Genomic DNA, 19,162 nt, shown 5'->3' with positions numbered 1-19,162 from the left:
TGATTCTCCTTTAAAACACAATTGAATGAAGTATACATTTCAGCATACTATACTTTTTCGTGTTTTTCGATGACGTTTATCCATTATCTCCGTTCCTTTTCGTATCCATTTCAAAATGATGCGGCAAATTCCATTCATAATGAACGGATAACATCCTCAGCAGGACGATGGCTATCAAGAGAAAATAAGTTATGAAGGGTCCCTGTATCCAATCCATTTCGATGATTAAATCTGCTGACGTTGCCCATAGAGCATAAATTTCCGAGCGAAAAATCATCGGTTTTCGGCCTGCAAATACATCTCGTAGCATCCCGCCTCCCGCTCCTGTCAAAGTAGCTGCTATGATAACGGCAATCAACGGTGAATCGATGGAAACTGCGTAGTTTGCACCTTGGATGGCGAATGCGGCTAAGCCAATCGCATCAAAGAAGACCACCCACTTTTTCCATCGATCAATCCAATTATTCGGCAGCACAAAGACAATGGTAATAACCAAAAAAGCTATCACAAAAAGATAATCCTGCTTCTAAATGTTTTCCGTCGGGATGCCGATCAGCTTGTCGCAAAAGCGAAGGTACCAAGAATGTTAAGGATCTCCCGTGTCAAGGCAACCTGCTCCTTTTATCTTCTAATGAAAAATAGTCAGCTTAATCTAGTCAAATACTTCCCTAAACCTAAAGCAAAAGCTATACACAGTGACGATAAAGATAGCTGCAAAACTTAGGGAAACCTCAAAATTGCAATCAATTCCACCAAACATATAATATCTTAATCAGCGATTTCATATGTATCATGTTCCCTTGAACCTTGTGATGCAGCTTTACCAATATCGGCCATCAGTTAGATTTTATATGCATCAGCTATCAATGACGGAAAGCTTAGTTTCCTGCCCTGATTTCTAGGATCATATTTTTTCGAACGAAAAATCACACCATCTGCTCCATCCCAGTATTCCTCATGAAAAGTTCCATCTTCATCAAAATACTCAAGTAATTTAATCTTGAACCCTGCTGCTTCGAACATCTCGGTGAATGTCCGATAGGTATACACGATTTTATGACTGGCTGCAGGATGATCCTTAGGTCCGGGTCCACCAACCTTCACAATATTTTGGTAGCTTTCATCTGGAAAATATCCATCAGGAACAGCGCATCGAATATAACCATCTGGCTGTAAAAAACGTAAGCAAGTCTTTGCTGCCTTTACACCTTCTTCATATGTGAGATGCTCCCATACATGCTCAGCTAAAATGGCTTTTAAGGACCCTTCGTCGAACCTTTTCTCCCATGTTCTCTCGTCCAATAAGTCCAATTCTTCCTCCTGTGTATGAATCCAGCCAGGGTTATTCATGTATGAACCAGCACCGATAACTACTTTTATATCTCTCATAATCATCCCCATTCCTATCGACAATGACATTTAATCTAATAAATATGAATTTTCGTATAATTAGTTTATCATATAAATAGGAAGAAGTTGTAAATATAGTAAGCATTCAAAATAACAAGATGTACATAACTAATGGCATTCTTTATTAGAAGACGAGCGAATGAGGACATCAATGAATTCATCACTTGGACTTATGAGGGAATATATTCATTTTACGATAATAACATTCAGCAGGAAAAAATCGACGCGCTGAAAAAAGCGTAAACCTAGAGCGGGCATTCACCGTTATCGATGACCAAAACAATCTTGTTGGCAATTGTGAATTTTATGATGTACAAGAAGATGAAAATCAGATATTGGTGGTCGGTCCCCAAATGAAGCCATCACTGCCGGGACAAGGTAACGGTACAGAATTTTTCAGGGCGATCATTGAACAAGGTAGACAGCTGCTTAAATATGCTCATCTGGAATTAGCAGTCGCAGACTTTAATAAACGGGCAATAAGAACCCATGAAAAAGAGGGACTTGTTAAGAGAGGTGAATTTGAAAATAAGATCAGAGGAGCTGATTATAACTTTATCATTATGGCTTAAGACTGGTAATAAGCCTACGGTATAAAATCACTCCCGGATTTCCTATGAAAGCTCTGGTTATTTTCTATCCTAGCCGAGATATAACCTGCTACCCTTGATGTTATTCATTCAGAATGCCAAATAAAAACCGTGGAATAGACACTTTTGTTCTTCTCTTAGCGATATATATTATATATACCCCAAGTATCCTTATTATCGTCCAGAATTCTATTACAATCTGATAATTTCAGTTTATCATAGTATGCCTTTACGTAACCTGAGTAAATACTCTTTTTACTTACTGATAACAAGTCGATTTGAATTTTAACAATAACCTTAGATTGGAGCGAGAAACAATGAAAGACTTCCATATATTCCTTAATCGCTATCTATCGAAGTGGAAAGCTTCCGATTTAACATTTATGGAGAAAGTAATCGATGATTCCTTCCTTGGAATCGAAATAAGGGATGGAATCATCTCCACACATGAAAAAGAAGAATCTATCGCAGGATGGCATCAAGCCTTTGATCATTTCAAAGATAAAGAGATGGAATGGATCCTAACACCAATTTCTCTCCTGCCACTTAATGAAAAAGAGGTCATGGCCACCATAAGGGCAACCATGACTCTCGAGGGTATGCTAATCGATACTTCAAACTTGTTCTTCCAAACGTTCAAAAGGAAAGACAGTGAATGGAAATTAATTCGCACCTATGAAGAAACAGGCATTTCAAATACATGAGTTTCAACTTTTTAGCGCCCTAGAAAATCCAGTTTAAAGAAATCATCATAATTCTGTATATGATAATCAGCTATGGAGCTTTCACCCTGATACATGCAAGTTGCGATACCAAGATCTTTAGCAGGCTGTAAGTCTAATTCCCTATCCCCGATGACTAAATCAATACGATGTTTTTCATGCAAATACTTATACGCTGCACAATCAGGCTTACGCGGGAAGCCATCATCGATTGTTACCATGTCAGAAAAGTACTTATCCCAACCATAATATTGCAGGATAGCCAAAACACCTTCTCTATGCTTATGCGTCATAATGACATTTTTATTTGCATACTGAAGTATTTTTTCGACATGATTAAACGGTCTTAAATCCTGAGGCAATAATTTTTTTATGAGACTTTTTATTTCTGCACCTTTCTCTTGCGCAATGTTATAGTGCTCAATTGCGTGAGAATAAGAGATTTTTAAATTCCTATAAATCTCTTCCTTATCGATTGCTTCTCCTAACACGGAAGAAAATGCATTGGTATAAGCAGGATATGTATTAAATAATGTTCCATCGAAGTCCCATAGTATATTCAAGAGAAACACCCTTTCATGCATCCATAAGTTGCCAAATTTATTTTTAAGTGTATCATAGTTTTTATTTTGAACTAAATAATTACAGCCCGCACTTATTACATGGCGGATTTCTCGTGCTTGGGAAGAGAGCTGGTCAGGGCCATGTCTCCAAGCTGTGAAGATGTTAGTTGGAACTGAGCAAAAACAACAAGGAAGAATGCAACAAATTCAATACACCGTCACTTTAATAATGAATGTTAAACGAAGGAGATGCTTAATTGGTACAAATAAAAAAATCGGACGTTTTTGCGCAAACGACGTCAAGGGTTACATAGTCAATGAGGCAAGAAAAGAATGGATAGATCCAGTATATGATGACTTGATAAAGAGGGTGGTTCAAGTTTATAAGGACCAGCTAGGGCCGAACCTTCATAGTATATATATCAGGGGATCTATTCCGCGTGGCTTGGGAATAGTCGGTGTTTCTGATTTAGATACACTATGCATCACGAATAATAAAATGGATGAGCTGGATTTAACTTGGGTTAACAAAGCTGAAAACGAAATAAACCAAGCCTTCAGTTGTGTGAATGGGGTGGAGTTGAGCTTCTACCACATCGAGGAAATTTGTAATTCGAGTACCTTTTCCATCATTCCCTTTATGATTAAAACACATAGCATATGTGTATACGGAAAAGATGCAGGACATCACTTGCCTTCTTATAGAGCTGATAGAACGCTCGCCAATGATCATATCATAAACCTGCAGCAATACATCGAATCAGCAAAACATGACCTTCAAGGCAATGAAGATAAAGAAGATATTTTAGATTGTTGTATTTGGATCATGAAAATCATTATCAGGGCTGGCCTTGCCCTGATAATGGAGATAGAAAAACAATATACCCGAGATTTATATCCCGCATATAAAGCATTTGCCAAGCATTTTCCTGATCAAGAACCAAATATGAGACAGGCACTGGATTATGCAATCAACCCCAGCCCAGATGCGGAACAATTACTTTCATTTTTGAATGAAATGGGTGAATGGATGGTAAAGGAGTCCGAAAAGTGGTTGATGATCCACAATCCAGATAGGTTAAGAAAAATGAATCTGAATGAGTAAGACATCAAATATGAGGCCACTCCTCCATTTCCGGTAATTTAAAAAAGCCCACCTGCTGCTGCAAGGTGGGCGCACTATAAGGTTACTTAAAATCCAGCTTCATACTGCTTCGGTACATTCGTCTCTTTTCTTAGCTGCTTAGCGGCTTCCAAAGTCCAATATGGATTTCTAAGCATACCTCTGCCAACTTGTACAAGATCTGCATCTTCATTTCCGATGACGGCATTGGCCAAGATTGGATCATCCAGTCTTCCGACAGCCATAACCGGGACTTGGAGTGCTTCCTTGATTTGACGCGCTAGCGGCACTTGATATGCTGCATGTGTACCAGGTCTTCCCCAAGCAGCAATCTGTCCTTCCCCACCAGAGGATACGTCAAAGACGTCTGCTCCTGCCTCTTTATAGGCTTTCGAAAACTCGATACTTTCCTTAATGTCATAGCCGCCCTCGACATATTCTTTTGCTGAAATTCGCACAATCAACGGCATATCTGCTGGCATTTCGGCTTTAGCTGCTTGAATGACTTCCCGACCAAATTTCGTCAGATCCTGCCCATACTCATCTTCCCGTTTATTGGTAAGCGGGGAATGGAATTGGTGGATGAGGTAACCGTGAGCGCCATGTATTTCAATGGCATCGAAGCCTGCCTGTACGGCCCGTCTAACTGCTAAACGGAATTTTTCGACCATGCCTTTTACTTCTTCTGTCGTCAAGGCTCTAGGTGTTTTGGAATTCTCGTCAAATGGAATTGCAGACGGCGCAACCGGTTCAGCTGCATCTTCTGCTTTACGCCCAGCGTGTGCAATCTGAATACCAATTTTCGCCCCATGACTATGAACAGCTTCCACAATTCTAGTTAGAGCGGGAACCTGCTCATCAGACCACAATCCCAGGTCATAATCCGTGATTCTTCCATCAGGCTCTACATCTGTCATTTCCACAATGATGAAGCCGGCTCCGCCCACTGCTCGGCTGACATAATGCTGATAATGCCACTCATTGGCAATACCGTCTTTCTTTTCAACGGAATACTGGCACATTGGCGGCATGACGACTCTGTTTTTCAGTTCGAGATTTTTGATTTTATATGTACTGAACAAGTTTTCCATATTAAAAACTCCTTAGCTAACATTTTATATGCATAACGCATACATTCAATTTATCGTTATCCATTTCTCATGTCAAATAAAAGGCATAAACAAAAAAGTACCTTATGAGGTACTTTTACCACCCTGCATCTTATAGTTTCTGCAGTAATTGCTTTAGTATTCGTTCAGAATCCATCTGAGCTAAATTGTTACTTATTACTTCATAAAAGGAAAGAAGGCCGCGATTTAATTTATCTTCCCCTAAGGCTGTCAACTGAGTATATGTCCCTCTGCGATCCTCCGTACACATATGTTTTTGCAAAGCGCCGCAGTTTTTTGCTTCCATATTCCCAACCAACCTGGACAGAGCACTCTGGCTCAAACCGATCAATTCCTGAAGCTTTTGCAGTCGGAGCTTTTTCTCGGGAGCCTTGGAGAGATGGTACAATACATAAAACTCTTTTATCGATAACCCCAATTCGTTTTGCAATGCAGTTTCAAGTTCTTTCTTGATCTTCAATTGCAAATTATCCAAAGCCAACCAATCATCCATGAACGCATGGTTTGTCATCATAAGAAATTCCACCTATTCGTATCTCACTTGCTATACGTTTTACTATACTGTAATTGGAAGTGGAGCTCAAATTTATTTCTCGAGTATAGATAGATGATATCAGTCTCACTTTAAGAATTGGCGATTTCTAATACTTCTCTCGCCATTTGCTCATACTCTTCTAACCCTGAAATGATTGTAAATTCAGCAACTGCCACTGGATAAGCAGCATTAAGCTCAATGATGTGTTCTTTCATATTAGGCCAATAAATCCCTCCTGCTTGCTTGTAATAGGCGATTAATTTCTCTAATTGTGGTTCCCCGAATATTCGATATTGGAAAACAAAGTCATTTGCTACATCCGTTACTTTTGCTTCGGTCCAGTCAATCAAACCAGTTACGTTTGCGTCTTTATCAATCATCGTGTGTCCTGCATGTAAATCTCCATGTATGAGACCTGTTCTTTCTGGCCATAAATCCTTATTATTGACCCAGTATTGCCAACGTTTCCATAAGGATTCTCCTACTCCAAATCTTTCTTTAACCTTCTTCATACGATCCATCATTGATTCCCTCGCTTCGTCTGCTGTATGAACTATTAATCCTGCTTTAGATGCCTCTTCTATCGGTATGGTGTGTAGAGAAGCTAAAGTTTTGGCTAATGTCTGATGAAATTGTTCTGGTACATTTTCATGATTCATCTCCCATACATAGTTTTGGATCTCTGGGTCAATGGTACCCGCTGGAACGCCAGCCAATTTTCTGTACGCAATTAAATCATCTTCATAGACCGACCAAAATGGAAATTGAAAATCAACATATTTGTTGATTATATCCAGTGTTTTCTTTTCTACGATCGTCCTCTTCATGACATCATCACGTCTTGGAAACCTCAGTACCCATTCATTCCCCTTGATATCTTCAGCGTAAGCAACCTTAAAATCCAAACCAGACTCATTGAATATTATCGAGTCTTCTTTTACATTCAAACCATAACCCTTTGCAATCTCAGCGGCTTGCAGTTTATTCAAGATAATCACTCTCACTTTTCACTAAACTTCGGAGTATTCGAGATTTCCTATACTAAACATACACAAAAAAGAGAGGGAAATTCCCCCCTCTTAAAAAATTATTGCCCCATCCACGCAGGCTTATGAAATTCAGCAAATTCTTCCTCTATCACTTTGGCAAAACCCTCTGATTCAACAGCTTCTTTTATATCCTGAACAAATTGTTCATCTTTGTTTTCAGTTGAGACGACAACTCGATTCTGTATGTCCTCCGGCAATTCATCAAGTGCTAATGCTGTAGATAAATCGATTCCAGCAGATATAGCGAAGTTACCGTTGATAGCTGCCAAGTCAACAGATTCTAATGTTCGTGGCAGCTGAGCTGCTTCAACTGGTTCGAAGTTTAAATTCTTTGGATTGCTTGTGACGTCTTTTTCGGTTACACGCAATGGATCGGCACTTTCATCGATTTCTATTAGACCGTTATCTCTTAGTACAGTCAGACCTCGGCCAAGATTAGTCGGATCATTAGCCAGTGCAACTGTGCTTCCGTCTTCTATTTCATCAAGTGTTTCGAATTCGTTCGAATAGATGCCGATAGGTGCCGTTGGAACTGTGATAATGCTAGTCAGGTCCATATTATTTTCTTCGGCGAAGGCGTCCATATATACTTTATGCTGAAATAGATTGGCATCCAGTGAACCAGTTGCCAATGATTTATTCGGCTGCACATAGTCGTTGAATTCCTTTACTTCCACTGTATAACCTTTATCCTCTAAATACGGTTTTACGCCTTGTTCAAGCATGTCGCTGTAAGGAATTGTTGCGCCTAAAACGATTTTCTTATCAGATGACGCACTGCTTTCTCCAGAACCACAGCCTGCTAAAATTGCTGTAAACACTGCGGCAAATAACACTAAAATAGCTTTTTTCATATTTGTTCCCCCTGAAAGTTCATCTTTTTGATACGACTCTTGCTACGAGATCACCTAGGTATTGAACAAGTTGAACGAGTACAATCAGCACGATAACTGTGGTGAACATGATTGTATTATCGTATCTGTAGTATCCATACCGTATTGCCAAATCTCCGATCCCACCTCCGCCTATTGTGCCGGCCATAGCAGAATATCCAATGAGACTGATAGCTGTAATGGTTAGTCCTGTGATTAAGCCCGGCTTTACTTCTGGAAGGATGATACTTCTGATAATCATCCACGGAGAGGCACCTACCGCAATTGCTGCTTCAATCACACCCTTGTCTATATCCCTGGCTGAGGATTCTACGATCCTTGCATAAAATGGGATAGCTGCAACAGATAAAGATACAGAAGCAGCTAAAGGACCGATCGTCGTATTGAGCAGAAATTGTGTGAAAGGCAGTAAGAATACAAGCAGAATAACAAAAGGAACCGATCGAATGAGATTAATAATTAGTCCGGCTATTCTTTTTACCACCACATTTTCTAAAAACAAGCCTCGGTCTGTTACAAATAATAGGATTCCAAATGGCAGCCCAATCAAGATCGCCACAGCCAAAGCGATGGAAACCATTAGAAGCGTTTCAAGAAATGCTTGGTTCAATTCAGGCAAGATGGCGATTACGCGATCCATCATCAAACACCTCCACCTTGCTTACTTTATCTCTCAGATAAGCAATTGCTTTATTTACTTCTGCTTCATTTCCGTTCAATTCCATCACGAAAATTCCTAACGGCTTGCTTTGGATGTATTCTACTTTGCCGTGCAGTATATTGCCGCGGATCGGAAAAGCCTGTAGCATATCCGATACAACAGCATCGGCAGCAATGTTGCCTTTGAATTGCAGCCTGACCAGCTTTCCGTTTATCTCCCCCAATAATTCTTCCGGGAGATCAAAACTAAGTACAGTTTGAATAAACGATAGTGTCAGAGGATTAGCAGGATCGGAGAAAATATCATAAGTTGGCCCGTGCTCTACCACTTTCCCATCCTGCATCACTGCACAGCGGCTGCAAATCTCCTTTACAACCTCCATCTCGTGCGTGATGACAACGATTGTCAGCCCCAGTTCTTTATTTATTTTCTTCAGCAAAGCCAAAATTGATTTTGTCGTACCAGGATCCAAGGCAGAAGTAGCTTCATCGCATAAAAGAATCTTCGGCTGATTCGCAAGTGCCCGCGCAATACTGACTCGCTGCTTCTGACCGCCGCTAAGCTGTGCTGGATACTGATGTTTTCGATCCTCTAACCCCACCAAGGCAAGCAGCTCATCTACTCGCTGCTTTATTTGTTTTTTATCTGCTCCTGCAGCTCGTAAAGCAAATGCCACATTCTCATATACCGTTTTTGAGGAGACTAGATGAAAGCCTTGAAAAATCATACCAATCGACTGTCTAGCTTTTCGCAAATCTTTAGGTGACAACTTGTGCAAATTAACTCCGTCGACAAAGACCTTACCAGACGTTGGTTTTTCCAATAAATTGATGCAGCGCAGCAAGGTACTCTTGCCTGCACCGCTGTACCCAACAATCCCAAAAACTTCACCAGCTTCAACGGTTAATGTCACATCGTCAACGCCAATAATCTGCTTGCCCTTGCTGGTGTACTTCTTTGTAATATTCTCTAGTTTTATCACCTTTCATCTCCCTCTCCTGTTGGTGTTTTCAGCAGTCGATAGTTGCTTGCAGGATGTCCAGATGGCAGTCTGCTTGATTCATAGTCAAACAATTTTTCTCTCAATGTGCCTGATTTGTAGGACTGTTTATATAGTCCGCGTTCTTGCAGAATCGGGATAACCAGATCAACAAAGTCTTTCAAATCTCCAGGTGTAACAAGATGGTTCAAATTAAAACCGTCCACTCCTGATTCCTCGAATTGAAGCTGGATAGCATTTGCTACTTCCTCTGGATTCCCAACTATCAAACTTTTGTCAGGGGTATCAAATCGCTTCAATGCTTCGCCTACCGTCAGCTGCTTGGCTGCATCCTTTGTCAAAGAGGCTGCTTTATAATGCCCTCCTTCTGTTGTTTTGCCATATGTAAACGGCTCTTCAGGATCTAGCTCTTCATATTCTGAAATATCATAGCCACTTGCGCCAAATTGCGCCTTGGCAGCATCTGGACTCCAATGACTTGCATATTCCTGATACTTTTGCTGTGCCTCTTCTGTTGTTTCCGCTACGATGACACTCAGGAAAGAGAAAATCTTAATATGATCTGGATTTCGACCATGCTTGGCAGCTCTCTCCCTTATATCCTCTGCATAATAACGGATGCGCTCAGGCGTGGGCCCTCCAACGAAAACACATTCTGCATGCTTGGAAGCAAATTCCCGTCCACGTTCGGATGTACCTGCTTGATAAATCACAGGTGTCCGCTGTGGGGAAGGCTCACTTAAATGCGGTCCCTCTACCTGGAAGTAATGGCCTTCATGATTGATTTCATGTACTTTTTCAGGATTCACCAATACTTGGTTTTGCAGATCTTCAATCACTGCATCCTCCTCCCAGCTGCTTTCCCATAGCTTATAAGAAACCTCCAGGAATTCATCGGCAATCTCATACCGCTCATCATGCTTGATCATTTCGGTCAAACCAAAATTCCGCGCAGCATTCGGAAGATATGACGTCACAACATTCCAAGCAACTCTGCCCTTCGTCAAATGATCCAGCGTGGAAAAACGACGCGCATTTCCAAATGGTGGTTCATATGTAGTACTTACTGTAACGGCGAAACCCAAATTCGCGGTTACACTTGCCATCGCAGAAATCAATAGCGCTGGATCATTCAGGGGAACCTGCAGACCATCCCGGATCGAAGGAGCTTTACTATTCCGGTAAACATCATATATTCCCAGTACATCGGCAAAGAAGATGGCATCGAATTTTCCGCGTTCGAGTAGCTTCGCCAGATCAATCCAATAATTCAAATCCTTATACTGCCGATGCCGTTTACTCTCTGGGTGCTTCCACAACCCATGCGAGTTATGCATCGCACTATTCATATCGAATGCATTCAAAATGATTTGCTTCCCCACTTTTATCCCTCCGTTTTAACAAATAAAAAGACCTCTTCTCAGATAAGAAGAGGTTGCTTAGTCGACGCAGGCGTACAACGTCCACTCTCTTCTCATCTTTCAAGCTAGTAGCTTGCTGGAATTGGCACAGTACTGCAGCAGTCTGTTGCCGAGGCTTCAAAGGGCCAGTCCCTCCACCTCTCTGGATAAGAAATGCTTATTGAATTAAAGCTCAATATACAGGACAGTCCTCTACCTGTCAATCGAGTTTTCGAAACTGGTTTGATAATTGACAACATTCTGTGTATGATTTATATTTATGCCGACAACCTAATAAATCACTTATCTAGAGTCAGGGTAGGAACTGGTCCTGCGACCCTGCAGCAACCGCTTCAACAAAGCAAGGTGCTAATTCCAGCAGACAGATGTGTCTGAGAGATGAGAAAGTATATGTACATAAACGTATCCTCTTTCTCTTAGAAAGAGGTTTTTAATTTTATTGGATGAGGAGAATGAAGATGCGAGAGACTGCCGAAAAAACTGAATTGTTCGCTCAAGTGAAACAGCAAGCTATAAAACTAGCTGCAGTGTTTAAAGAACGTGCCGCCCATACTGATACGACCGGTGAATTTCCGTACGAAAACTTCCAAGCTTTAAAAGAAAGCAACTTCTTGTCATTGACTGTCCCTCCAGAATATGACGGCAAAGGATTGAATCTCTCAGAGTACTTACAGATCCAAGAAATACTTGCCCAAGGAGATGCTGCAACAGCCCTGTCATTCGGCTGGCAACTTGGTGTCATCTTGGAAAATACCGAAAACCGGAAGTGGGATGAACATAGCTTTCAAGATCTCAGCTATAAAATCGTGCATGATAAGATCCTGCTGAATTTAGCACAGACGGAAAATGCTACCGGCAGCCCTTCAAGAGGAGCGGCTCCTACCACTATCGCAAGTTCGGAAGGAACAAAATGGAGAATCAATGGTCGCAAATCCTTTGCTTCGATAGCTGCAGCATTGGACTATAGCATTGTCACGGCGACGATTCATCCTTCCGGCAACAAAGGGTTCTTTTTAATAGATCATTCCTTGGAAGGTGTAGCTGTGGAGGAAACTTGGGACAGTATCGCGATGAGAGGCACAAGGAGTGACGACATCATATTGGATGATGTACTCGTGGATCAAGAGGCGCTGCTTGTGGAAGAAAACAAAGGTACAGTAACTCCAAGAGGCTGGTACTTGCAAATCGCAGCTGTTTATCTCGGTATTGCTGCAGCTGCAAGAGATTATACAATTCAGTTTGCATCCGAATTACGACCTGCTTCCTTGCCTGGTCCAATCAAGGAAGTCCCGGAGGTCAGAAGGAAAATCGGTGAAATAGAACTAGCTCTCTTCAATGCCAGGGAAGTTCTTTATGCGACCGCCAGGAAGTGGATCGATTACCCTGAAAAAAGATCCGCAATGAGTCCAGATCTGGCAGCCGCAAAACACATAGTCACGAATAATGCGAATCATGTTGTTGATCTTTGCATGCGAATCGTTGGCGCCAGAAGTTTATCTGCTAATAATCCTTTACAGCGACACTTCCGGGATGTACGGGCAGGTTTGCACAATCCTCCGACGGATGATGCAATTGTTTATACGCTGGCTGATCATGCACTGAAGTAATAACAATTTTTTTGTTCTTGCATCCACAATCGGTATAGGAGCAAAACGTCCTTTATTCCCTTTACGACCTCTCTTAAAACAAGGAAGAAGCCGCCCTATGAGTTAAGGCGGCTTCTTCCATTAAGCTGTACGACGATTTCTAGCGATTGAAACGCCGCCGTATATAGTTAAGAATAGCCCCATGATTACAAAAGAGTAACGGTATACGGCGGATCCAAAGCTTTGAGCCGAAAAGAAAGAAACCGATAAACTGATACCCAAAATCCCCATCAGCACTAGCAGGATGTTTATAGTATTTTTATCTCGGTTAATAATCGGCAGAGATAAAACGAATAGCATAACTCCGCTGATAAGAGCCAGGATTGGATAAAAAGGATAGAACTTTATAGCGTATACAAAGTAATCCAAGAAAACGATATCTGTTGGGAAAGATGGGTCAGCGATCAATAACTGGGTAAAAGGTGTGGAGCGTTCCCAATCAAACGGATCATCTAAAATATTACTTCCTTCATAAATAGACAAAGCAAGAAAGAACACACTGAAGAAACATGCTGAAATGATTGCATTATACCTTTTCACACTAATCCTCCTATTTCTCCTGCACTAACAGGCATAGATAAAACTCCCAAAAAACCGGCAATTGCCAGGTCGTAGCTGCCGGTTTTTTATTCGTTTCACCTGTTATACTTCGCATCGAAATCTTCATCCGACTGAAATAAATATATAAGGCCTTCAATAAAACCAATGATACCCGGAATGACTGTCCATGAAAATAACAAGTACACAATCCCCATCCCAATGTTCCCCAGATAAAACTTATGAATCCCTAAATTGCCCAATAAAATCCCAAGCACACCTGCCACAATCTTGTTTTTCATGGCTACCCCTTTAGATAAAATATTATTGAGTCACTATATTAGTATACTAAACATCAGAAAATTCAAACACCTATATAAGCCTTAACTTAGTCAAGAATTCATATCCAAGCATATTAAATTTAATTTCGCCAACTGCCAAAGCCCTTCCTTATAATCTTTATCCCAATCACTAATGTACAACGCAGGCATATGATCAGATGGAAAATATCTCTTTACATTTTCAGCAGCCTTATGCAAGAATTCTTCGCTGGCTTCTGCTTGATGAAAAACGATATGCGAAGGATTTATTAATGCACTGATGGTCTGGATCAATTTTGAGACCAATGAGATGGACTTTTCATCATCTTTGTCAAAATCACTTTTTGTAATAACTCTGCTATCGTCATTTAAAGGAATGAATGAGATTTCCCCGCTGAACATTGTGTGTCCCTTTACTAATTCCCCATTGATCAGGATACCGGCACCTGGTCCATTCGCTCCCATATATATGTACACAACGGAAGCTTCATGGGATAGTCCATTTCGTTTTTGATATCCGAGTACTGCAGCATTCATGTCGTTCTCGATTGTTAAATCGACTGTTAGATTCGAGATAGCTTTTATATTTTGATTTGCATAAAGTGAATAATCCGGAATATAGCTTATCACGTCCCCATTAACAGCACCTGGTATGCCAATCGCGATGGTTTTTATAGAAGGGTTCTCTGCCAGTTTTGTTTTAAAAAATTCTGCTAAAATAGAGGGATCGTGCTCTAAAAAGCTCTTCGCAGTATCTTCAAGGATCTTCTCCTTATATGCATTCGTAATGACATACTTCGTTTCCTTTTTTTCAAGATAAACCAATAATGCATGGGCAAAGTCCGGATTATAAGCATAGCTGCGAGCCCTCCTTCCCCCTGCCGATGGTGTAAGGCCCAAGGAGAGTACTTCTCCTCGGTTCACCAACTCCTCGATAAATTTGCTTGCAGTGGGAAAGCTTATCGAAAGAGCTTCGGCAATTTCTGCCTTGGACATCCTATGATGGTCCATCAGCAAACGTCTTATTCCCCTAATTATATTTATCTTCACTTGTTCCTGCATCGTCATTTGATCATCCAACGTGAACACTTCCTCTTATACTTCTATATGCTTTAGAACGCGCGCAGGATTACCACCGACCACAACATTGTCAGGAACACTCTTCGTCACAACAGATCCTGAGGCAATGACGACATTATTGCCAATGGAAACTCCTGGATTAATCACTGCACGCCCGCCGATCCATACATTATCTCCAATGGTAACCGGCTTGCCAAATTCCAATCCGGAATTACGTTCTGCCGGCTCCAAAGGGTGTGTTGCCGTATAGATGTGAACACCCGGCCCGAGCATACAATTATCACCGATTCGTATTTTACATACATCCACCATAACACAATCGTAATTCGCATAAAAATTCTTCCCGACAAAAATATGAAACCCATAATCACAGCGGAAATTCGGCATGATGGTTGTTGTATCGTCAGCTGCTCCCAAAAGCTGCTTCAGAATTTCCTTGCGATGCTTTTTTTCATATCCTCTTGTATAGTTGTATTGGTATAGGAGTTCTTGCGCTTCCAATCTGTCCTGTACCAGTTCTTTGTCCGCAGATAGGTACAACTCTCCTGCGGCCATTTTTTCTTTCTCCGTCATGTTTTATCCCCTCTATATAGTGATTTCGATAGTGTTCCCTTCTGGGTCTTCAATGACGCTCTCATAGTAGCCATCTCCTGTAGTGCGTGGATTACCCTTGATTGCATAACCGTCCGCCTTAAGTTTTTCAGTCAATCTATCAACCGCTTCTTTACTGCCAACAGAAAATGCTGTATGCGCCCATCCTAAATGATCAGGAAGCGATTGCCCATTGATCGTCTTTTTCTTCATCAATTCCAATCGTGCTCCACTCGAAAAGGTAAGGAAATAGGATGAAAAACCTTTCTTTTCATTCACATATAAGCCGTTACTTTTTGCACCAAAATAATGTGTATAAAACTGCCTCATCTGCTCGATATCTTTCACCCAAACAGCAATATGTTCAATTTTCATCATCAAGACCCCTCTCCACACTTATTAAACTAGTTTAATAAGTATACAAAATAAATTTTAGTTCATCAAATGAATCATCTTTTGAATGGTGAGCAATACACCATTTTCTTCATTTGCCTTCGTAATGAAACTAGCTGCTGCTTTTGTATTCTCACACGCATTTGCAACCGCAAAGCTATATTCTGCGATATGCATCAATTCCACGTCATTCTCCCCATCACCAAATGACATCGTTTCTGCCTTCGTCGCTCCCACAAGTTCCTGTAATATTTGAACGGTTTTTCCTTTATGGACATCTGCTGCTGTAATATCAAGCCAAGCTGGCTCAGAAGCAACCATATAGACAGGTTCAGAATATGTCTGATCCAGCAAATGCTGTTTTAGTTTGACCGACCTGTGCAACTTATCATATACGGTTATTTTGACAAGTTCAGATGGAATAGCAGTTAAATCATTCATTTTTCTCAATTCTTTATAAGAACCTCGAACAATTTTATATTCTGCTTCCGGTATATCAGACCGTACATACGCAGCTTCTTTAGTACAAGCAATAACAACCAACTCTTGCTCATATGATTGGATATGATGTATAAGATCAATTCCTAATTTTTTGTCGAGCGGAAAATCCCTTATCAGTTCGCCATCTCTTTTGATCCGAGTGGCACTATCCCCCAACACCCAGATATCTGAATGACCTTCAAATAATTCTTCCACCCTTTCACACTGTTTCCCTGTACAAGCAGCAAAGATAACGCCATTTTCTTTCATCATTTTATGTGTTTCACTGAATAGCTCCCTGTCGAAACTCCCTTTATTATTCAGAAAAGTTCCGTCCAAGTCTGTCACAACCAGTTTTAACATATTGCCTCTCTCCTTCATCTGCAGTAAGTACGACTGAAGCATACATCCTGGAATCGATCTCATGTCAATAAAAAAATTATTTTACAATCCTTGCTGGCAAACAACACATAATGTACACAAGGCATATTTATAATGAGAATAATGAAAAAACAAAGGAGACGTAAGATGTTATTGCTTTTATTTGGTTTGCTTATTGTAGTCGTTATAACCATCACAACGCCTAAAGACCTGTTTCATTCTCCTGACGAAATTTCTACAGCCGTCACGCAAAAAGCGAAAATCGACGCTGAAAATTATATAAAATCCACTCGAACCAACAATCGCTTCTGAATCAACTTCATTCAAGGGATATTTGTTCCATCTTCTGTTCTAAATTCCTTTTTATAAAAAAGCATGCGTTGCGGCATGCTTTTTTCAGTGTTCGAATTTGTATGGTACTTACTGTACTTGCTCACATCAAAGCGTTTTAGTCAGTATGAAATCCGTTTGTTGTTCGTCCCCCATATAAAAAGAATGCGCACCAGTTTTAACAAATCCATTTTTGTTATAAAAAGCGATTGCATTTAGGTTCTTTTCCCATACCCCTAGCCAAATGGTCTTTTTTCCCAGCCCAGTTGCTAGATCTATCGCCTTGTTCATCAGGTATCTACCTATCCCCTGTTTTTGAAATATTGTTCTTACATAAATTCTTTCAATTTCAAAGGACTCGTCATCCTTTTTTTCGGACTGGGCATCGCCTGTGTTTACTTTAAGGTAACCAGCAAGTTCTTCATCCTTATAGATGAAATAGAACCCCGATAAGCTATTGGATAATTCTTTTTCCAACTGATTGATGTTAAACGCCTTGTCCAAGTAGGCTTTCATATTCTCAGGAGAATTCTGATCTTTAAATGTATCGTGGAATGTTTCGATACTAATCTCCTGCAGCATCAATACATCTTCAAGGCAGCATTTTCTTATATTTATCGTCATTTACAGTAACTCCTTTATGATTCAATAGTCTCGCGTATTTCCTTTTTTAACGTATTCCCAGTCTATTTCCACGTTCTTTCTCACTCTTTGCAAAAGATGATAGATAGTTTCTATTTCACTTTCAGAAAATCCAGCTAGTGCAACCATATTGGAATGATCATTTTCTTTGATAATCGAATGATAAACCTCTTTCCCTTTCTCTGTCGGGAATAGTTTTTTGATCTTCTGGTTCTGCTTATCATTCCGCTTTTCAATAAAGCCATTGATTTCAAGTTTCTTTATGGCACGCGCTGCGGTTGTTCTATCCACTTTGATCATTTCGGCCAACTTCTCTTGGATGATTCCTGGATTCTCAACTACGCGCACAAGATATAAATATTGCCCCTTGGCAAGGTCAAATTCTTTAAATTCTATATTGCTGATAGAATCTAAGGCCCTGGCAATCATCCCGATTTCCCGTAGGATTTCTTTCATATAGCCACCTCTTTTTGATTTGTGTGTAGGATGTAATAGTAATGCATTTTTGTTGTATTTGCAACAAAATTACAAGTAAACATATGCATCGGTGTAGATGTCTATTGAACTAGTATATGAGCGTAAAAGTATATAAACATGAAAAAAAATGTAAAATGAATCCTTAGGAATAAAAAGGTTTAACTTCATACTAACAGGGGATACAAGTATAGTTAGGGGGATAGTAGAAGTGCGCTTAAATGAAAAGAAATTAATTTATAGGGAGCTAGTCCGATTGATGCGTGATTTTGAAAGATGCCCAAGTGACCATATCAAAAAAAATATTAACCAAGACATCATATTATTAAAAAAAGCAATGCAATATAAAAAATAACTCCTCCATTTTCGTGTGAATAAAATGGAGGATATTTTTTTATTCTAAAATGCCCGGTTAACCACAACTCGCGGAGAGCAGCGATTGGATAGTATTGACACTGAAGCCGATTTCCAATGGCATTGCTATCTGTACTAGCTGTCTTATACCAGTTAGCCCCTTGTTTACAACATTATTCGTATTAGCTCTTTATGTATGGCAGCTAGTATACTAACACCTTCCAATGCAATTTCGGTTCTCAGTATAATAGTATTTGTTATCCTTATTTCTATTAGATTCCTCGTACACTCATTGAACTTTAGCCATTGAGTAACTTTTCCTGTTTCAATTAACCATTCGCAAGTTTGTCATCTAATTCGGCCGCCAAACTCAACAATTAATCGGACTTGATATTGTCCAGGCTAAAGAGTTAGTTAATAAAATTAAGTAGTATTAAACCCTTTTCATGCTAAGGGGTTTTTCCGTACCAACTGTTCAATGAGATTCTTCTTCAAAATCTCTCTAACTCAAGCTTGCTCCTACCGCTTTCCCACACAAGACAATTTGTTAACTTTTAGAAACTATCAACCATTTCATTCGTATATCATTTAGAGGTGACACTAATGTTCGAATACAAATTTGTTAAAGTTGAATTGGGTACTTGGAACAGTAAACCTAAAGAAGATTATCAGGACATCATCAACAAACATGCAGCCAGCGGATGGAGATTCATTCAGATATTCGCTCCTTCCACCAAGGGATACGGTTCAGCCGCCTATTTTGAATTGATTTTCGAAAAAAACCTTCGTCCTTAGTTCATTTTCAGCGGTAATCTCATTAAAAAAATGCGTGTCCCT

At 40.2% G+C, this 19,162-nt stretch carries 23 protein-coding genes and 2 riboswitches; of the genes, 5 read left to right on the top strand and 18 right to left on the bottom strand.

What is annotated here, in order from left to right; all coding sequences use genetic code 11:
- Positions 1–76: 76 nt before the first annotated feature.
- Positions 77–508: a trimeric intracellular cation channel family protein gene (locus BLQ53_RS09175; RefSeq protein WP_244499309.1), complete on the bottom strand. Its 432-nt coding sequence runs from the start codon at positions 506–508 to the stop codon at positions 77–79.
- A gap of 332 nt (positions 509–840) precedes the next feature.
- Entirely contained in the window at positions 841–1,389 is a 549-nt protein-coding gene (locus BLQ53_RS09170; protein ID WP_425288292.1) for a class I SAM-dependent methyltransferase, read from the bottom strand.
- Between the two features lie 287 nt (positions 1,390–1,676).
- On the opposite strand from BLQ53_RS09170, the gene BLQ53_RS09165 reads away from it, so the two are divergent.
- Together BLQ53_RS09165 and BLQ53_RS09160 are read left to right on the top strand one after the other, a co-directional pair.
- The gene (locus tag BLQ53_RS09165; protein ID WP_244499315.1) at positions 1,677–1,982 is read left to right on the top strand and encodes a GNAT family N-acetyltransferase; all 306 of its coding nucleotides are present in this window, start codon (positions 1,677–1,679) and stop codon (positions 1,980–1,982) included.
- A gap of 335 nt (positions 1,983–2,317) precedes the next feature.
- Positions 2,318–2,704 (top strand): nuclear transport factor 2 family protein, encoded by a 387-nt coding sequence (locus tag BLQ53_RS09160; protein WP_093727008.1) that lies wholly within the window; start codon positions 2,318–2,320, stop codon positions 2,702–2,704.
- Positions 2,705–2,715: 11 nt separating this feature from the next.
- Here the strand turns inward: BLQ53_RS09160 and BLQ53_RS09155 are convergent, their stop codons facing one another.
- Entirely contained in the window at positions 2,716–3,285 is a 570-nt protein-coding gene (locus BLQ53_RS09155) for an HAD-IA family hydrolase (protein ID WP_093727007.1), read from the bottom strand.
- A gap of 160 nt (positions 3,286–3,445) precedes the next feature.
- On the opposite strand from BLQ53_RS09155, the gene BLQ53_RS09150 reads away from it, so the two are divergent.
- Positions 3,446–4,390 (top strand): nucleotidyltransferase, encoded by a 945-nt coding sequence (locus BLQ53_RS09150; RefSeq protein ID WP_244499308.1) that lies wholly within the window; start codon positions 3,446–3,448, stop codon positions 4,388–4,390.
- An 86-nt stretch (positions 4,391–4,476) separates the two neighbouring features.
- Here the strand turns inward: BLQ53_RS09150 and BLQ53_RS09145 are convergent, their stop codons facing one another.
- The 7 genes from BLQ53_RS09145 to BLQ53_RS09115 all read right to left on the bottom strand — a co-directional run bounded on the left by BLQ53_RS09145 (position 4,477) and on the right by BLQ53_RS09115 (position 11,058).
- On the bottom strand, positions 4,477–5,499 hold the full coding sequence (locus tag BLQ53_RS09145) for an NADH:flavin oxidoreductase/NADH oxidase (protein ID WP_093727006.1): 1,023 nt from the start codon (positions 5,497–5,499) through the stop codon (positions 4,477–4,479).
- A gap of 130 nt (positions 5,500–5,629) precedes the next feature.
- Positions 5,630–6,052, bottom strand: a complete 423-nt coding sequence (locus BLQ53_RS09140; RefSeq protein ID WP_093727005.1) for a MarR family winged helix-turn-helix transcriptional regulator — start codon at positions 6,050–6,052, stop codon at positions 5,630–5,632.
- A 110-nt stretch (positions 6,053–6,162) separates the two neighbouring features.
- A complete protein-coding gene (locus BLQ53_RS09135; protein ID WP_425288294.1) occupies positions 6,163–7,065 on the bottom strand; it encodes a macrolide 2'-phosphotransferase in 903 nt (300 codons plus the stop codon).
- 95 nt (positions 7,066–7,160) lie between these two features.
- Complete coding sequence (locus BLQ53_RS09130) at positions 7,161–7,976, bottom strand: MetQ/NlpA family ABC transporter substrate-binding protein (RefSeq protein WP_093727003.1); 816 nt, start codon at positions 7,974–7,976, stop codon at positions 7,161–7,163.
- A gap of 19 nt (positions 7,977–7,995) precedes the next feature.
- The gene (locus BLQ53_RS09125; RefSeq protein WP_425288291.1) at positions 7,996–8,658 is read right to left on the bottom strand and encodes a methionine ABC transporter permease; all 663 of its coding nucleotides are present in this window, start codon (positions 8,656–8,658) and stop codon (positions 7,996–7,998) included.
- Complete coding sequence (locus tag BLQ53_RS09120) at positions 8,627–9,658, bottom strand: methionine ABC transporter ATP-binding protein (protein WP_093727001.1); 1,032 nt, start codon at positions 9,656–9,658, stop codon at positions 8,627–8,629. Before BLQ53_RS09120 ends, BLQ53_RS09125 begins: the two co-directional genes overlap by 32 nt.
- Complete coding sequence (locus BLQ53_RS09115) at positions 9,655–11,058, bottom strand: LLM class flavin-dependent oxidoreductase (protein ID WP_093727000.1); 1,404 nt, start codon at positions 11,056–11,058, stop codon at positions 9,655–9,657. Before BLQ53_RS09115 ends, BLQ53_RS09120 begins: the two co-directional genes overlap by 4 nt.
- Positions 11,059–11,147: 89 nt before the next feature.
- A riboswitch (SAM riboswitch) is annotated at positions 11,148–11,250 on the bottom strand.
- A 126-nt stretch (positions 11,251–11,376) separates the two neighbouring features.
- Positions 11,377–11,482: riboswitch (SAM riboswitch) on the top strand.
- A gap of 67 nt (positions 11,483–11,549) precedes the next feature.
- Between BLQ53_RS09115 and BLQ53_RS09110 the strand changes: the two genes are divergently transcribed.
- Positions 11,550–12,704 (top strand): acyl-CoA dehydrogenase family protein, encoded by a 1,155-nt coding sequence (locus BLQ53_RS09110; protein WP_093726999.1) that lies wholly within the window; start codon positions 11,550–11,552, stop codon positions 12,702–12,704.
- 120 nt (positions 12,705–12,824) lie between these two features.
- Here BLQ53_RS09110 and BLQ53_RS09105 read toward each other — a convergent pair whose 3' ends face one another.
- From BLQ53_RS09105 to BLQ53_RS09070, 8 genes are all read right to left on the bottom strand, one after another.
- Complete coding sequence (locus BLQ53_RS09105) at positions 12,825–13,283, bottom strand: DUF4306 domain-containing protein (RefSeq protein WP_170829634.1); 459 nt, start codon at positions 13,281–13,283, stop codon at positions 12,825–12,827.
- Positions 13,284–13,378: 95 nt separating this feature from the next.
- Positions 13,379–13,582, bottom strand: a complete 204-nt coding sequence (locus tag BLQ53_RS09100; RefSeq protein WP_093726997.1) for a TM2 domain-containing protein — start codon at positions 13,580–13,582, stop codon at positions 13,379–13,381.
- 90 nt (positions 13,583–13,672) lie between these two features.
- Positions 13,673–14,680, bottom strand: a complete 1,008-nt coding sequence (locus tag BLQ53_RS09095) for an ROK family transcriptional regulator (protein ID WP_093726996.1) — start codon at positions 14,678–14,680, stop codon at positions 13,673–13,675.
- 15 nt (positions 14,681–14,695) lie between these two features.
- Complete coding sequence (locus BLQ53_RS09090) at positions 14,696–15,253, bottom strand: maltose acetyltransferase domain-containing protein (RefSeq protein WP_093726995.1); 558 nt, start codon at positions 15,251–15,253, stop codon at positions 14,696–14,698.
- Positions 15,254–15,265: 12 nt separating this feature from the next.
- On the bottom strand, positions 15,266–15,646 hold the full coding sequence (locus BLQ53_RS09085; RefSeq protein WP_093727102.1) for a VOC family protein: 381 nt from the start codon (positions 15,644–15,646) through the stop codon (positions 15,266–15,268).
- Between the two features lie 57 nt (positions 15,647–15,703).
- A complete protein-coding gene (locus BLQ53_RS09080) occupies positions 15,704–16,507 on the bottom strand; it encodes an HAD family hydrolase (RefSeq protein ID WP_093726994.1) in 804 nt (267 codons plus the stop codon).
- Positions 16,508–16,963: 456 nt separating this feature from the next.
- On the bottom strand, positions 16,964–17,479 hold the full coding sequence (gene paiA / locus BLQ53_RS09075) for a spermidine/spermine N(1)-acetyltransferase (protein ID WP_093726993.1): 516 nt from the start codon (positions 17,477–17,479) through the stop codon (positions 16,964–16,966).
- A gap of 21 nt (positions 17,480–17,500) precedes the next feature.
- Positions 17,501–17,953, bottom strand: a complete 453-nt coding sequence (locus tag BLQ53_RS09070) for a MarR family winged helix-turn-helix transcriptional regulator (protein WP_093726992.1) — start codon at positions 17,951–17,953, stop codon at positions 17,501–17,503.
- 975 nt (positions 17,954–18,928) lie between these two features.
- Between BLQ53_RS09070 and BLQ53_RS09065 the strand changes: the two genes are divergently transcribed.
- Positions 18,929–19,120, top strand: coding sequence for a DUF4177 domain-containing protein (locus BLQ53_RS09065; protein WP_093726991.1), 192 nt, complete (start codon positions 18,929–18,931; stop codon positions 19,118–19,120).
- Positions 19,121–19,162 lie beyond the last annotated feature (42 nt).

Source organism: Terribacillus halophilus, from assembly GCF_900101385.1.
GTDB classification, from domain to species: domain Bacteria; phylum Bacillota; class Bacilli; order Bacillales; family Amphibacillaceae; genus Terribacillus; species Terribacillus halophilus.
This window is presented reverse-complemented; position numbering and strand designations above follow the sequence as displayed.

Bases quoted from the DNA above. Each gene is read 5' to 3' on its own strand.
- BLQ53_RS09130 (WP_093727003.1), bottom strand. From the start codon at position 7,976: ATGAAAAAAGCTATTTTAGTGTTATTTGCCGCAGTGTTTACAGCAATT.
- BLQ53_RS09110 (WP_093726999.1), top strand. From the start codon at position 11,550: ATGAAGATGCGAGAGACTGCCGAAAAAACTGAATTGTTCGCTCAAGTG.
- BLQ53_RS09160 (WP_093727008.1), top strand. From the start codon at position 2,318: ATGAAAGACTTCCATATATTCCTTAATCGCTATCTATCGAAGTGGAAA.
- BLQ53_RS09065 (WP_093726991.1), top strand. From the start codon at position 18,929: ATGTTCGAATACAAATTTGTTAAAGTTGAATTGGGTACTTGGAACAGT.
- BLQ53_RS09080 (WP_093726994.1), bottom strand. From the start codon at position 16,507: ATGTTAAAACTGGTTGTGACAGACTTGGACGGAACTTTTCTGAATAAT.
- BLQ53_RS09090 (WP_093726995.1), bottom strand. From the start codon at position 15,253: ATGACGGAGAAAGAAAAAATGGCCGCAGGAGAGTTGTACCTATCTGCG.
- BLQ53_RS09150 (WP_244499308.1), top strand. From the start codon at position 3,446: ATGTTAGTTGGAACTGAGCAAAAACAACAAGGAAGAATGCAACAAATT.
- BLQ53_RS09140 (WP_093727005.1), bottom strand. From the start codon at position 6,052: ATGATGACAAACCATGCGTTCATGGATGATTGGTTGGCTTTGGATAAT.
- BLQ53_RS09145 (WP_093727006.1), bottom strand. From the start codon at position 5,499: ATGGAAAACTTGTTCAGTACATATAAAATCAAAAATCTCGAACTGAAA.
- BLQ53_RS09070 (WP_093726992.1), bottom strand. From the start codon at position 17,953: ATGAAAGAAATCCTACGGGAAATCGGGATGATTGCCAGGGCCTTAGAT.
- BLQ53_RS09100 (WP_093726997.1), bottom strand. From the start codon at position 13,582: ATGAAAAACAAGATTGTGGCAGGTGTGCTTGGGATTTTATTGGGCAAT.
- BLQ53_RS09170 (WP_425288292.1), bottom strand. From the start codon at position 1,389: ATGAGAGATATAAAAGTAGTTATCGGTGCTGGTTCATACATGAATAAC.
- BLQ53_RS09085 (WP_093727102.1), bottom strand. From the start codon at position 15,646: ATGAAAATTGAACATATTGCTGTTTGGGTGAAAGATATCGAGCAGATG.
- paiA (WP_093726993.1), bottom strand. From the start codon at position 17,479: ATGACGATAAATATAAGAAAATGCTGCCTTGAAGATGTATTGATGCTG.
- BLQ53_RS09125 (WP_425288291.1), bottom strand. From the start codon at position 8,658: ATGATGGATCGCGTAATCGCCATCTTGCCTGAATTGAACCAAGCATTT.